This window comes from Chondrinema litorale (assembly GCF_026250525.1).
Classification (GTDB): Bacteria; Bacteroidota; Bacteroidia; order Cytophagales; family Flammeovirgaceae; genus Chondrinema; species Chondrinema litorale.
Genome location: NZ_CP111043.1, coordinates 1,799,184 through 1,813,105, shown reverse-complemented (window position 1 = coordinate 1,813,105; position 13,922 = coordinate 1,799,184). Strand labels below are relative to the sequence as shown.

Below are 13,922 nucleotides of genomic sequence, written 5' to 3'. Positions count from 1 at the left end.
TAATCAATGTATAATTTATGTAAGAAACTTTTACGTAATCAAGTCAGTTCTAATTATGAAACATACAGAAAAGCTTAATCAGGCGGGGAATCCTAATCATAAGTTAATAAATCAAATTAAGAGTGAGTTAGCTGCGTTGGAAATGCATATAATGCTAGAAAAGCAAAAAAGTGTTTTAAACAAAAAAGTGATTAATGAGTCTGACTCATAAATATAGTAAACTCAAAAAAGAATATCTTAATTAATCAGAAAGAAATTTCAAAAAGATTGAACAATTCTTTAATAAAAGTGTTTTGATTAATTGCAGCTATTAATTTGACCATTTGATTAAAGGTTTGTTTCTCAATAACAATCGGTAATTTAAACTTAAACATTAGTACGGATAATGCGACAGCTCAAGATCACACAAACTATCACCAATAGAGAAAGCCAGTCTTTGGAAAGGTATTTCAACGAAATTAGTAAGGTTGAACTACTTACACCCGAAGAAGAAGTTGACTTGGCTAAAAGAATCAAGAAGGGTGATGAGTTAGCCCTTGAAAAACTAACAAAAGCTAATTTAAGATTCGTGGTTTCTGTTGCCAAGCAATACCAGAATCGAAATCTATCATTAAATGACCTCATTAATGAAGGTAATTTAGGTCTCGTTAAAGCAGCTCAAAAATTTGACGAAACCAGAGGTTTTAAATTTATCTCTTATGCAGTATGGTGGATTAGACAGTCGATCATGCAAGCATTAGCAGAACAGTCAAGAATCGTAAGATTGCCATTAAACAGGACTGGTGCTCTAAGTAAAATCAATAAAACTTTTGCAGAACTAGAGCAGAAGTATGAAAGAGAGCCAACAGCTGAGGAACTTGCAGAAATTCTTGAAATGGATTCTGACGACATCACAAATACTTTAAGTTTGAGCGCAAAACAACTTTCTATGGATGCACCGTTCCAAGAAGGAGAAAGCAACTCATTACTTGATGTACTTGAAAACAAAAACATTCAAAATACCGACAGAGACCTTTCTTATACAAGCTCACTAGAAATCGAAACAGAAAGAGCATTATCAACTCTTACAAGCAGAGAGCAACAAGTAATTAGAATGTCATTCGGTATTGGTGGCGAACATCCAATGTCTCTAGAACAAATTGGTGAAAAGTTAAATCTTACTAGAGAAAGAGTAAGACAAATTAAAGAAAAAGCTATTAAAAAGCTTAGATCAAGAGAAAAAAGCAAGTTACTTGCTGAGTATCTTGGATAATTTTATTCTAAAAGCTCTCTATAGAGGGCTTTTTTTTTGATTTTTCTTTCATTCCGATTTTTTATTTATCTTCCCTATAAATATTAGCAAGAAGATAAATTGAAAATGAAACTACCTTCATACCTAAAGAGACACTACTACTCTTTCCAGCTTATACAGATACTCATTCTGTTTTATCCCACAATTAATGCTATTGCCCAGTCGCAAACAGATCAATGGTTAATTAGCAAGTATTATTCTGAGAATGTACTCAATGAAATATTGATTCCTGTTGAAGAGTGGCAGCCATTTCCCAAAGATGCTTCAGTCTATAAGGAAGCATTATCTGAAGAAGCTTACAATACACTAATTAAAAAAGGAGAAGAAGCATTAGAGTTTGCTTGGCCCTCTCTTACTGCAAGCCAATTGTTAGAGTATCATAAAACAGGAAATAGAAGAAACTACGAAAAAAAATATTTTGATAGACGGTATAATCTCCGAGACTTAGTTTTAGCTGAATTATTAGAAGCTAAAGGCAGGTTTACAGAAGAAATTGTAAATGGCATCTGGTTGATTTGCGATGAGTCTTATTGGGGACTTCCTGCTCATTTATATCTGCAAAAGGGAAATGCTGAGCTACCAAATGTTTTAGAACCAACTGTAGATTTGTTTGCTGCTCAAACAGCTAACTTGCTAGCTTGGACAGATTATTTACTTGGTGAAAAGCTGGATGTGGTTTCTCCTCGAATAAGAGAGCGGATAAAAATTGAAACTGAAAGAAGAATATTAGAGCCAACTCTTAAAAGAGATGATTTTTGGTGGATGGGTTTTAGTGAGAGTCAGCATCAGGTAAACAACTGGAATCCTTGGATTGCTTCAAACTGGTTAGCAGCAGTATTACTATTAGAAGATAATAAAGAAGAAAGAGCAGCGGCTGTATTTAAGATTATGAAAGCGCTGGATAATTTTTTAAATCCATATCCTAGAGATGGGGGATGTGATGAAGGTCCATCTTATTGGGGAAGGGCAGGTGCATCACTATTCGATTGTCTTGAACTACTAAATAGTGCTACTGATGGGAAAATTAATATCTACGACCAAGAAATTATCAAGAATATTGGGACTTATATTTACAAGGCTTACATAGGCGACAATTACTTTATCAATTTTGCAGATGCAGCTGCCAGCATGAATCCAAGCAGCGATTTAATTTTCCGTTATGGAAAAAGGATTAACGACGTGCAAATGCAACAGTTTGGAGCATACATGGCAAAAAAAGAAGGTGAGTTTGCTACAGATGTAAGTCTTGACAGAGCACTTTTTGCTCTTTTAAATTATAAAAATTTGTATGAGAGTGAAACGAAATTCAATTTTCCAAAAGATGTTTGGCTACCAGAATCTGAGATTATGGCTGCACGGTCTAACTCAAACAATACTGGGTTTTATATAGCTGCCAAAGGTGGACATAATAATGAAAGCCACAATCATAATGATGTAGGTAACTTTATAATTTATTACAATGCAAAACCTGTGTTAGTAGATGCTGGTGTTGGAACTTATACAGCTAAAACTTTTAGTAATCAGCGGTATACAATCTGGAATATGCAATCTGCTTATCACAATTTACCAACAGTAAATGGAGTAATGGAGAAAGAAGGCAGAAAGTTTGAGGCAGACGAAGTGAATTATAGGCATAATTCTAGAATGGCAAAGTTTAGTTTAGACCTTGCAAAAACTTACCCTGAAGAAGCCCAGATAAAGAGTTGGAAAAGAACCATTCAGCTAAATAGAGGTAAAAATGTAACACTATCTGAAAGGTTTGTCTTGAATAAAGTAACAGATACCACCTTCTTATCACTCATTACTCCTTGTGAGGTACGATTAACAGAACCAGGTGAAATTAGATTAGTCTACAATGAAGCTGGAACAAAATTTTCTGTTTATATCAACTACAATCCTGAATTGTTTAAAGTAGAAAAAGAAGCTATTAACCTAGAAGGTGATGAAAATGGCAGGTTAAAAAGCACTTGGGCAAATGGTTTAAATAGAATTAAACTGATTGATAAATTAAAACAACCAACTGGGAACTGGAAGTTTCTAATATCAAGTTATTAAAAAAAGATTTTGTTTGATTTTTGAATATGATCTCTGTTATTGAACTGTTTATAACAGCATGAGATTTTTGCTTTTTATTCTATTTACTCTTTCATCATTTTTTCTTGTTGAAGAAGATTATCATAAAATTTTTGGTGATGATTACGATGATGCATTAGAGTATGTAGAAAAAAACAAGGTTAATTTTTTTAATATTTTTGAACAAGATTCAACTGCTACAAAAGTCGCTATCGCCATAGTTTTTCCTGAATTAATTAGATACTCAATGGTGAGAGATTTTTTTGAAACCACCATGTTGGAAATATTGTATACGCAGTATGGCTCAAATACAGTAGACTTTTCAATAGGCTCATTCCAAATGAAACCATCTTTTATAGAAGCACTTGAAAATTATGCGCTGATAAATAATGATCACGTTTATAAGGAAATTGGATTTGATAAAACATTATCAGAAGAAGATAGAAGAAAAGTGCGTTTGAAACGCTTGAAGGATGAGCAATGGCAAATTCAATATTTAAAAACTTTTATCACTCTTTATTCCGGAAAAGAGCAACTTTATAAAACTGATTTAATAGAGAATAGGGTAGTTTTTCTATCAAGAGCCTATAATCAAGGTTTAGAGTCATCAACTTCTCAGCTTAATATTGAAGAGTTTTTAAATAGCAATGCATATTTCCCCTATGGTAAAAAGTATTTGGGTAAGCAGTACAATTATGTAGCAATAGCACTCGACTTTTTTACAAAATATCAATTATAAGAACTTACTGATTGCTAATTGGTTGAAAATTAATGAATTAGTATGCTTTTTGAAAGTTGATTTTTACTTGTCAACTTTATTAGCACATTTATGAAAACAATTAGCCCCTTAGCTGCAGCGCTGCTGTTGATGTACACTATTTTGTCCTGTTCTTGTAGTAAAAAAGAAGAAAAACTCCCTCCTTTAATCAATCCTCCTGTAAATAATTTGGATGTTGAATTTGCCAAATACACTATTTCGGCAGATGAAGGTGGTGTTATTAATTATCTATCTGGCTCATCGGTTATAATTCCTGCCAATGCTTTTACAGATAGTTTAGGAAATGTGATTAAAGGAGAAGTAACTGTGATGTACAGAGAATTTCATGATGCTGCAGATATCTTACTATCCGGAATTCCAATGACGATTAAAGATTCGCTTGGAAAAGAAGATGTTTTTCAGACAGCTGGAATGCTTGAGATACGAGCAGAAAAAGACGGTAAAAACATCCTTTTACAAAATGGAAAATCTATTGATTTAAAAACAGCTTCTTTTCAAGAAGATGACGGATATGGTTTTTACTATTTGGATGAAGAAAATAGAAATTGGGCTATGCAAGGTACGCCTGGTAGCGAAGTAAATACTGAAAAAGTGAACTTGTTAAAAGATATTGAGAAGAGAAGACCTGAAGAGTTTCCATATGATCCTAACAAATATTTTGTATTCGAATACTTTAACTTTCTTGATATTTACCTGAATGATAATAGTCGGGAGATTCGTAAAAGAAGAGACGATCCAACTATTAAAAAGAAAGCGCATGCATATGGTATGAGCACATATGGTTTAAATATTTATAGCCCGGTAAAATATAATGGCCGAGATTATCCGGCAGGGCAAATTCTTTGGAGGTTTACTGATGAGCGCAAAAGTTTTCCAAACTGGGTAAATGAGATGTCTTATTGGGAAGACACTGTGAAATTCACTTATTATGGTGCTAATAAATATGGTTTGTTGTTAGAAAATGTTGGAGAAGAGCAGGAGTACCATAAATTATACACTGAGATTGAAGCTGTAATGCCACTTAAATATTTGATGCGACACAGTCCAGATTACTGGAAGAAAAATTATGATGAAGCATTGACAGCATTAGAAGAAGAAGAAATAAAAGCACAGAAAATGGCAAGTATTTATCGCTCATTTAAAGTGAATCAGATGGGTATTTACAATTATGACTATTTGTTAAAGCAAGATGATAATATTGTGGTACAAGCCACATTTGATATCGATTGGCCTGTTGTGGATAAAAAAGATTTTACTGGTCAAATGGTTGATAAGTCAGTGTATTTGGTTTTAGGAGACAATAGAACACTAATTAAATTCCCTGAATCGGATTGGGACAGAGTAGGTTTAGTACCTGATGAAGGAGCTAGACTGTTTGCGATAGTTTCTAATGGTGATAATAGTTGGCTGCAGTTATTTACTAATGATAAGTTTAAGCAAATAGATTTCTCAAACTTAAAAAATCAGACCATGCCTAAATATCATTTTTCATTTGATAAAGAGAAAATTCAAATCGAAAGTGATAAAGATATCAGAGCAGTTTTAGGTTTGAAAGATTCAAGAAACCAACCTGTGATGTAATTAAGAATATTGTAAAAAAAAGCCCTTTGTGTGAAGCAAAGGGCTTTTTTTATCTGATAAAATCAGTTCTAAACCTTACTTTTAATATTTTCTTTAATTTATCTGTTAAAGAGAAAATATTCTTTAGAGTTTGTTTCTGTAGTTTATTGAGTTTCTTAATATCAATATAACGACCAGCATTTTGGTGTTCAAATGCATTGATTGCACGAGTTCTCAGCAATATTTCGAATGCCATACAAGCTTCTGAATAAATATCAGCATTTTTATTATCATGTTTAATTAGCTCTGTAAAACGTTCAATGGTGCTACCGTACAATTGAATTTTATGATGATAAGCTAAAACTCTGGCAGCATCTGAAAGAGGCATTAAGGCTCTGGCTTTAATGTCAAAGAAGTCGGTAAATTTTCCTCCTTTTTCCACGATAAAGTTTCTGAAAAAACTCAATGGTGTGGGGTTTAACATGGCATTGTTTGCCAAGAAAGTAAGGAAGCGGGTTTCTTTATCAATTAAACTAAAGATGTGGTTTTGTAAATCTATAGCCAGTTGTTCATTGCCATAAACAGGTCTAAAATCGAAGAAGATATTACTGTGCATTAAAGCATTAGGCTCAGGAGTTAATATCCAACTTTCAAACTGTCTCTTCCAGCTTTCTAAAGGCCTACACCATGCTTTGTTAGAGGCCATTATATCACCAGGGCATTTTTCAAATCCAATTTCATATAACATTTCTGTTACCATTTTGCCCAACTCAAGAAAGTATTTGTTTACCTCTGATTCATCAACTTTACTATCAGTTGGTACATTTTCATACAAAATGGCATTATCTTGATCAGTTCTAAGTAGTTGTTCTTTTCTTCCCTCGCTTCCTAATGAGAGCCAGCAAAATGAAACTGGAGGTTTACCAAGTCCTTTTGTTTCTAATTCTTGAATTGCTAAGCTTATCACCTTATCTATAATGGCATCATTTACTTGAGTAATAATTTCCAAAACAAAGCGTAGAGCAGTTTCTTGTTCCAAATAACTTTGTAGTAATTCGTCAGTCGTATCTCTTAATGCTTTTAAAGAGACTACACTATTGCTTTGCTGAATTTTTCTGATGATTACAGCAGGGTTATTACCTTGTGTAGCTACTATGTCTCTTTCTGAAATAATCCCACAAATTTCACTTTTGTCGGTTCCATCTTTAGTTACACAAAAATGTCTTATATTTTTTTGAGCCATTAAAATGAGTAACTCACTAGCTTTTGGAGTTTCATTTACAGTAATTACTGGCGAGCTCATAATTTCTTTTACCAATACAGCAGAAGGTTGAATATTTTCAGCTACAATCTTTCTTCTTAAATCAGCATCAGTAATAATTCCTAAAGGATATTGCGAAGTATCTGTTATAAGCAAAGAACCAATGTTTTTGGTTTTCATCAACTGGGCTGCTTCAAACACATTACTTTCTGGTGAAATGGTAATCACCTGTTTTACTCCTTGTACAATTTTAAAATCATTTTCTTGATTAGATAAATTATAACTTGGGTTGTAGTGGTTGTCCAGTAGGGCAGTTTTCTTAGTGCGCTCAGGGAGTTGATTAGCAATTAAACCAGCAAAAAACAAGGAAACCTTTGGGTATTTTTCCATTAGTAACTTAACCACTTTTGCAGGTATGCAGTAGAGTAATGCTTCTTCTTTAACCTTAGCATTAAGCACATAATCACCTGAAGCAAGCAAAACTCTTAAACCTAAGATGTCACCTTCTTCACAAATATCAACCAATACTTCGTTTTGAGCGCTTTCTTGAATTTTTGTAATAGCAACTGCACCTTTTTTAACAACATATACAAACTCATGTGCGGCATCTCCTTCTTTAAAAATATATTTATTTTCGTCGTAGTAGGTGAGCTGCAAATCTTTACATAAAGATTGTAATGCAAAGTCAGGTAATTGATTAAAAGGCTGAAATTGCTTAAAGAAAATATACGAATCGTGGTCTATAGCATTCAATTTTAAAAAAATTATTCATTGCAAAATAATTATTGTTTCGAGCATTTAACATGATATTCATCATCCTGAAATCTTATTTATCCACTTATATAAGAATATTTCCTTTTATATTTTTTTAGTGAAATTAGGAGATTAATTCGCTTTATTCAGCTTAGAAAAATGGTGCAACCTTACGTGCTTAATCACGTCTTTTTTATAAGTTTTTGAAGTCTTAATTTTTAACCTACCTGTTTATGTTTAAGAATTACATTCTTATTACACTCAGAAATCTCTGGAAAAACAAGCTTTTTGTAATTACAAATATTTTAGGATTAGGCATTGCTATCGCATGTTGTATTGTCGCATATCTTAATTTTGAATTCAATTCAGAGTTTAATGCTTTTCATGAAAATGGAGAAAAAATTTTTAAAGTAAATTGTTTTAGAAATGTAAATGGAAATGAATTAAAATACGGCATTGTTCCTGCACCAATGGGACCAGCCATTGCCAGCGAAATTAGTGGTGTTGAAGATTTTGTGAGGTACTCTGGTACTACTGGAAATTATAAATTTGACGATGATTATTTCCCTACCTATACGGGTTATGTAGACGAAAACTTTGCAGACATATTTACACTAGAAATAGTAAAAGGTAATAAAAATGCTTTATCTGATAGGAGCAATATTCTTTTGAGCGAAAGACAGGCAGAGAAATTTTTCCCTAATGAAAATCCGATTGGAAAAGGCATTACTATTCAACATAACAATAGCAAGATAGAAGAATACACTGTAGCTGGTGTTTTTAAAAACCTACCTCTCAATTCTAGTTTCCGGTTTGAAGCGCTCACTCGCTTCGAAAACTATGTTGATCTAAGAGAATTTGATGATACTAGTTGGGAGCAATTAATTCAAGTAACATTCATTACACTAAATGATCCTTCAAAATATAAATCCATAGAAAACCAACTAGGCAAGTATATTCCTATACAAAATCAAGCAAGAGAAGACTGGAAAATTAATGCCTATTACCTAGAGCCATTTCTTACAATGGCGCAGAATATGGAAGATGTAAGAGAAGCATATTTATGGGAAGCGCTGAATCCGGCGGCAGTAATTGCTCCGAATGTAATGGCTGCTTTAATTCTATTAATTGCTTGCTTCAACTTTACGAATACTTCCATTGCGATTGCAGCCAAGAGGTTAAAAGAAATTGGTATTAGAAAAGTATTAGGTGGAAATCGCTTTCAGTTAATTTTACAATTTATGGGAGAAAACCTCTTGCTTTGTTTTATGGCTTTAGTGGCGGGCTTGGTAATAGCAGAAGTATTTGTGCCATCATACAGTCAATTATGGGACTTTCTCGATATTAAACTGAGTTATACAGACAATCTTGACTTTTTGCTATTCTTAGGTGCATTACTAATGGTAACAGCTCTTTTTGCAGGCTCGTATCCGGCACTGTTTATTAGTAAGTTTGAACCAGCCGGAATATTAAAAGGCAGTTTAAAATTAAGTGGCACCAACAACTTTACACGTACGCTGCTTACACTACAATTTAGTATTTCTCTTATCGCATTAATTGCTGGTGTAATCTTTACTCAGAATGCAGAATACCAGCGTACGCTTGACATGGGTTTTGACAAAGACCAAACAATATTTACTTCAATAAATGGCCAAGAAGAATACAATGCATTAAAAAATGAATTGATACAACACCCTAAAATATTGAGTTTGGCAGGTTCTCAAAACTACATCTCATGGGATTGGCAAAGCATGAATATAGGGTACAATGAAAGAAAGCAAGATATCGATGGCTTAATGGTGGGTACGAATTACATAAAAACCATGGATATTAAGCTGATTGAGGGAAGAGATTTTATTGAAAACTCTGCTACAGATCGTAACGAATCTATCATTGTAAATGAACAGTTTTTAAAAGATTATGGCATTACTGAAGCAGTTGGTGAAAGAGTGGTATTGAATGATACATTGCCATTAACCATTGTAGGTGTGGTAAAAGATATTTATTTAAGAGGCTTTTGGGGCCCAGTTTATCCAACTTTTTTCAGACCAGTAAAAGAAGAGAATTTCAATTATCTAACTTTTAAAGTGGCTCAGCAGGATATTCCTGAGATGAGGGACTTTTTGAAAAAATCTTGGTCTAAGGTAATAATAGATAGGCCTTTTATAGATAGGTCTTTAGAGGGAAATATTCAGGAAGCCTATACAGTGAATAACAATATAAAACTGATGTTTATTTACCTATCCATCATTGCAACACTGCTTTCTGTAACAGGTCTATATACAATGGTTTCATTAAACATCTTAAAGAAACTCAAAGAATTAGGTATTAGAAAAGTATTAGGAGCAAGTGCATTTAATATAGCACATAAAATCAATAGAGAGTTTTTAATTATTCTGTCAATCGCCTCGGTATTAGGTTCTGTGGCTGCGTATTATTTAGTAGATATGCTGTTGGCAAGTGTATACGAGCAATATATTGATATGAATGTTTTCGCTTTTATTGGAGGTATATTTTTAATGTTTATACTTTGTGGTTTTACTATCGGTTATAAAGTTTATAGCGCGGCTATAGAAAACCCAGTAAAAGCTTTAAAAGATAATTAATCAACATTACTTATAAATGAAAAGCCCCGATAAAGTCATTTTATCGGGGCTTTTTCTGTGGATTTGGGTTTATACCATTTTCATTTTATTAGCATCCCAGTTTACAATTTTCTTCTCGAAAATACTCACATTAGATGCCAATGCTGGTCCTGCTGCTCTTAATCCAAAAGAGGCATCTTCAACAATTGGTGTATTGTTTCTAATGCCATCATAAAAGCTCATGTGGTGGTCAAAATGATCGCTATAACCTTCAGGGATTTTATAAACCAGTTCTGTTGGTTCTTGCATTTTAAATTTCGAAGGCGGGTATTTAGCATCATACCATTCTTTAAATTCTTTTTGAGTTTGCTCAGAATAAGTATGGAATGTATCCCAGCCGCCATAGCCCGGTGCTTCAGACATTTTGCTATTGGTAATGCTAATAGAGTTCCAACCTAAAGTCATTACTCCTTCAGAGCCGATTAACCTTAGCATAGATCCACCACCACTTCCATCAATAAAATTCACCCTCATTTGTACATTAAATGCTGGGTGAGTTGGAGCTTCTGGGTAATCGTAACTACCAATAATTACATCAGGCACATCTCGACCATCTTTCCAGTATCTTAACCCGCCAGTAGCAAAAATTCTTTCAGGTCCTTTAGAGTTGAGTGTTACATGTAAACCCGAAAATAAGTGAACAAATAAATCACCTGCTACACCTGTTCCATAATCTTGATAATTTCTCCATCGGAAAAAACGAAGTGGGTCAAATGCAACTTTAGGAGCGTCTCCCAGATACCTTTTCCAGTCAATGTCTTTTTCTGTGAAATTTGGTGGGATAGAATATTGCCATGCGCCAAGGGCAGATTGTCTGTCGTTCCATGTTTCAACCATTACCAGTTGGCCAATTTTACCTTCTTTGTAAAGCTCAGCTGCTTTTTTGTGCATAATAGAGCTTACTCGCTGGCTACCAATTTGTAATACTTTTCCAGTATTTTTCTGAGTATCAATTACTGCTTGGCCTTCTTCTAACTTATGAACCATTGGCTTCTCACAATAAACATGTTTGCCTTTGTTCAGTGCTTCTATGGTAATTTTATCGTGCCAGTGATCTGTAGTAGAGATAATTACAGCATCAATATCATCTCTGTCGAGTAACTCTTCGTATTTGGTGGTAGTGTAAAGGTCTTTACCATAAAGTTCTTTTATTCTTATTAATCGATCGCCATACAAATCACAAGCACCAGCAAGTTCAACTCCGGGGCATTGTAGTGTGGTTGAGCAATTGCTAAAACCCATTATACCGGTTCCAATTAAGCCAACTCTTACCTTATCGTTAGCGGAAACCTTAGGGTATTTTTTGAGAGGGATAATTTCGTTACTGCCATCATTAGCTGATATAAAGTGAGGTAACATGGTTGAAGCTACTGTGCCTGCCGTTAGTTTTTTTACAAAGCTTCTTCTGTTGTTCTTTTTCATAAATATTGAGTCCGTTTATTTGTAATCAGTCTTTTAAATTACTGATTTAAATACACAGCACAAAAAATGCATAAAAAAAACCGGAATTATAGATTCCGGCCTTTTCTATCATTACTGAAAATATTTATTGATAACCTAAAACCTTATTTTGAATGCCAGTAATACGTCATTTTTTTAAACCTCTCATTTTATTCTTAAGGTATTTTAGGTTTTATTTTCAATTACATTTCTGCCATTTTAAACACTATCGGGATAATCATTTGTTGTTTCACATTTCTACCACGTTGTCTACCTGGTTTCCATTTAGGTGCATTCTGTAATACTTTAATTGCCTCTTCGTCACAACCGTAACCAATGCCTCTGGCAACTTCTAAATTGGTAAGAGAACCATCTTTGTCAACAATAAATTTTATATAAACTTTACCGCTTACAGAAACCTCAAGGGCTTTTCTTGGGTACTTTAAGTTTTCACTTACATAGGCATAGAATTCTTTGTAACCACCTACAGGTTCGGCAGGTTCTTCTACTATCATAAATATTTCTTCAGTTTTTTCTTCCTCTTCCTCAGCCATTTCTTCAATTGCTATTTCTTGAGCTTCTTCTATCACAGTTTCTTCATCAGCTTCCATGTCAAGATCTATCTCAATTTCATATTCAATTTCTTTTTCATCTGCCACCTCAACAATTTGTGGACTTTTCACTTTTGGAGGAGGAGGTTGTTTTTGTTCTGTTGGAGGTATCTCATACATTTCGTCTACAATTTCTCTGTCTGAGGTAAGCTGTACTAAAGTAGCTTCTTCGTATACAGGAAATTCAAAAAGAGATATAGTAAAAAGTAGTGTGATTATTAAAGCAACTCTAAAAATGAGCGGCTTGTAAGCTGCTTCATCTACTTCAGTATATTTTTTAACTAATACTTTACTTTCAGGGTGATGGATTAACACATGTTTTTTCTCATATCTAAAGAAAAGCTTTACAAGAGCAATGCTTAAAACAATTAAAGAGAAAAAGACAATTAACACGCCTGGTAGTCCGAGTATTTTCAGTAATTGTAACATGATAATAAGAATTAAGGTGAATATTGATTTCAGTTGTTGTCTTAACTGTATATCATATTTACCCTAATTTTTATTGAATTTCTATGATCAAAGAGTCGGAATTTGAATGATTTAAATCAGTGAAATTGAAGAGTTTTCCGAGAACATATTTATTGGAAAATCGTAAAGGATTAGGCTTTTTTAGGGCAAAATACACATCTATATCTTGTTAGCTTAAATGCATTATTGTGGTACTTCACTTATGTTTTTAAGAAGTTTTAGGATGTTTTATTGAAATTTTAGCAAATTGCCGAAATTTTAAAAACAGGTATCGCGTATAATGCAATTTCTCAACTCATTTGAACTAAGTCCTTTAAGCTGGTTACTATTTTTTATTTGTGGAATTCTGGTAGGTATGTCTAAAATGGGTGTTGCTGGTATGGGACTGGCAGTAGTTCCATTATTGGCACATGTGTTTGGTGGCAAACTTTCTACAGGAGTTTTACTTCCTGTATTGGTAATTGCAGATATAATTGCTGTAAAATATTATAACAGACATGCTGAGTGGAAACACCTTTGGAAATTGCTTCCATGGGCTATAGCAGGTATATTTTTAGGATTATATGTGGGTGATAATATATCTGATGTACAGTTTAAAAAAATATTGGCTGTCATCATTATTATTACTATTATTTTAATGGTTTGGCAAACTAGTAAAGGTAAGTCTATGAAAGTGCCAGATTACTGGTGGCTTGCCGGTCTGGCTGGCTTAGCTGGTGGTTTTGCAACTATGGTTGGCAATGCGGCTGGGCCATTAATGGCCATATACTTGCTTGCGATGAATATGCCCAAAAATGAATTTATCGGTACCAGAGCTTGGTTTTTTCTGATAATTAATTTGTTTAAAGTACCCTTACATGTAATTTTCTGGAAAACCATAACACCAGATACATTTATACTGGATTTGGTATTAATTCCAGCAGTAGTAATTGGTGCTTTTCTTGGAGTATATGTAGTGAAAAAAATTCCAGAAAAAGCTTATAGATTATTCGTAATTATTGTAACCACTATTTCTGCATTAGCCTTAATTTTTTAGTGGAGT

Annotated in this window: 10 protein-coding genes; 7 read left to right on the top strand and 3 right to left on the bottom strand. The window is 33.6% G+C overall.

Annotated elements, in window-relative coordinates; genetic code table 11:
* Window positions 1–55 precede the first annotated feature (55 nt).
* The 5 genes from OQ292_RS07570 to OQ292_RS07550 all read left to right on the top strand — a co-directional run bounded on the left by OQ292_RS07570 (window position 56) and on the right by OQ292_RS07550 (window position 5,723).
* Window positions 56–211, top strand: a complete 156-nt coding sequence (locus tag OQ292_RS07570; protein WP_284685448.1) for a hypothetical protein — start codon at window positions 56–58, stop codon at window positions 209–211.
* Between the two features lie 174 nt (window positions 212–385).
* Window positions 386–1,252 (top strand): sigma-70 family RNA polymerase sigma factor, encoded by an 867-nt coding sequence (locus tag OQ292_RS07565; protein ID WP_284685447.1) that lies wholly within the window; start codon window positions 386–388, stop codon window positions 1,250–1,252.
* A gap of 105 nt (window positions 1,253–1,357) precedes the next feature.
* On the top strand, window positions 1,358–3,346 hold the full coding sequence (locus OQ292_RS07560; RefSeq protein ID WP_284685446.1) for a heparinase II/III domain-containing protein: 1,989 nt from the start codon (window positions 1,358–1,360) through the stop codon (window positions 3,344–3,346).
* A 58-nt stretch (window positions 3,347–3,404) separates the two neighbouring features.
* Window positions 3,405–4,103 carry a hypothetical protein gene (locus tag OQ292_RS07555; RefSeq protein ID WP_284685445.1) on the top strand — a complete coding sequence of 233 codons (699 nt, stop codon included), beginning with the start codon at window positions 3,405–3,407 and terminating at the stop codon, window positions 4,101–4,103.
* Between the two features lie 129 nt (window positions 4,104–4,232).
* Window positions 4,233–5,723 (top strand): hypothetical protein, encoded by a 1,491-nt coding sequence (locus OQ292_RS07550; RefSeq protein WP_284685444.1) that lies wholly within the window; start codon window positions 4,233–4,235, stop codon window positions 5,721–5,723.
* A 49-nt stretch (window positions 5,724–5,772) separates the two neighbouring features.
* On the opposite strand, the gene OQ292_RS07545 is transcribed toward OQ292_RS07550, so the two are convergent.
* Window positions 5,773–7,716 carry a DUF294 nucleotidyltransferase-like domain-containing protein gene (locus OQ292_RS07545; RefSeq protein WP_284685443.1) on the bottom strand — a complete coding sequence of 648 codons (1,944 nt, stop codon included), beginning with the start codon at window positions 7,714–7,716 and terminating at the stop codon, window positions 5,773–5,775.
* Between the two features lie 233 nt (window positions 7,717–7,949).
* On the opposite strand from OQ292_RS07545, the gene OQ292_RS07540 reads away from it, so the two are divergent.
* Complete coding sequence (locus tag OQ292_RS07540) at window positions 7,950–10,322, top strand: ABC transporter permease (protein ID WP_284685442.1); 2,373 nt, start codon at window positions 7,950–7,952, stop codon at window positions 10,320–10,322.
* 69 nt (window positions 10,323–10,391) lie between these two features.
* Here the strand turns inward: OQ292_RS07540 and OQ292_RS07535 are convergent, their stop codons facing one another.
* A complete protein-coding gene (locus OQ292_RS07535; RefSeq protein ID WP_284685441.1) occupies window positions 10,392–11,783 on the bottom strand; it encodes a Gfo/Idh/MocA family protein in 1,392 nt (463 codons plus the stop codon).
* Window positions 11,784–12,004: 221 nt separating this feature from the next.
* Window positions 12,005–12,841, bottom strand: a complete 837-nt coding sequence (locus OQ292_RS07530) for an energy transducer TonB (protein WP_284685440.1) — start codon at window positions 12,839–12,841, stop codon at window positions 12,005–12,007.
* Between the two features lie 319 nt (window positions 12,842–13,160).
* Between OQ292_RS07530 and OQ292_RS07525 the strand changes: the two genes are divergently transcribed.
* Window positions 13,161–13,916 carry a sulfite exporter TauE/SafE family protein gene (locus tag OQ292_RS07525; protein ID WP_284685439.1) on the top strand — a complete coding sequence of 252 codons (756 nt, stop codon included), beginning with the start codon at window positions 13,161–13,163 and terminating at the stop codon, window positions 13,914–13,916.
* The last annotated feature ends 6 nt before the right edge of the window (window positions 13,917–13,922 follow it).

What these genes read in the sequence shown, in the direction of transcription:
- OQ292_RS07555 (WP_284685445.1), top strand. Translation starts at nt 3,405, where the DNA reads ATGAGATTTTTGCTTTTTATTCTATTTACTCTTTCATCATTTTTTCTT.
- OQ292_RS07525 (WP_284685439.1), top strand. Translation starts at nt 13,161, where the DNA reads ATGCAATTTCTCAACTCATTTGAACTAAGTCCTTTAAGCTGGTTACTA.
- OQ292_RS07560 (WP_284685446.1), top strand. Translation starts at nt 1,358, where the DNA reads ATGAAACTACCTTCATACCTAAAGAGACACTACTACTCTTTCCAGCTT.
- OQ292_RS07570 (WP_284685448.1), top strand. Translation starts at nt 56, where the DNA reads ATGAAACATACAGAAAAGCTTAATCAGGCGGGGAATCCTAATCATAAG.
- OQ292_RS07530 (WP_284685440.1), bottom strand. Translation starts at nt 12,841, where the DNA reads ATGTTACAATTACTGAAAATACTCGGACTACCAGGCGTGTTAATTGTC.
- OQ292_RS07540 (WP_284685442.1), top strand. Translation starts at nt 7,950, where the DNA reads ATGTTTAAGAATTACATTCTTATTACACTCAGAAATCTCTGGAAAAAC.
- OQ292_RS07535 (WP_284685441.1), bottom strand. Translation starts at nt 11,783, where the DNA reads ATGAAAAAGAACAACAGAAGAAGCTTTGTAAAAAAACTAACGGCAGGC.
- OQ292_RS07550 (WP_284685444.1), top strand. Translation starts at nt 4,233, where the DNA reads ATGTACACTATTTTGTCCTGTTCTTGTAGTAAAAAAGAAGAAAAACTC.
- OQ292_RS07565 (WP_284685447.1), top strand. Translation starts at nt 386, where the DNA reads ATGCGACAGCTCAAGATCACACAAACTATCACCAATAGAGAAAGCCAG.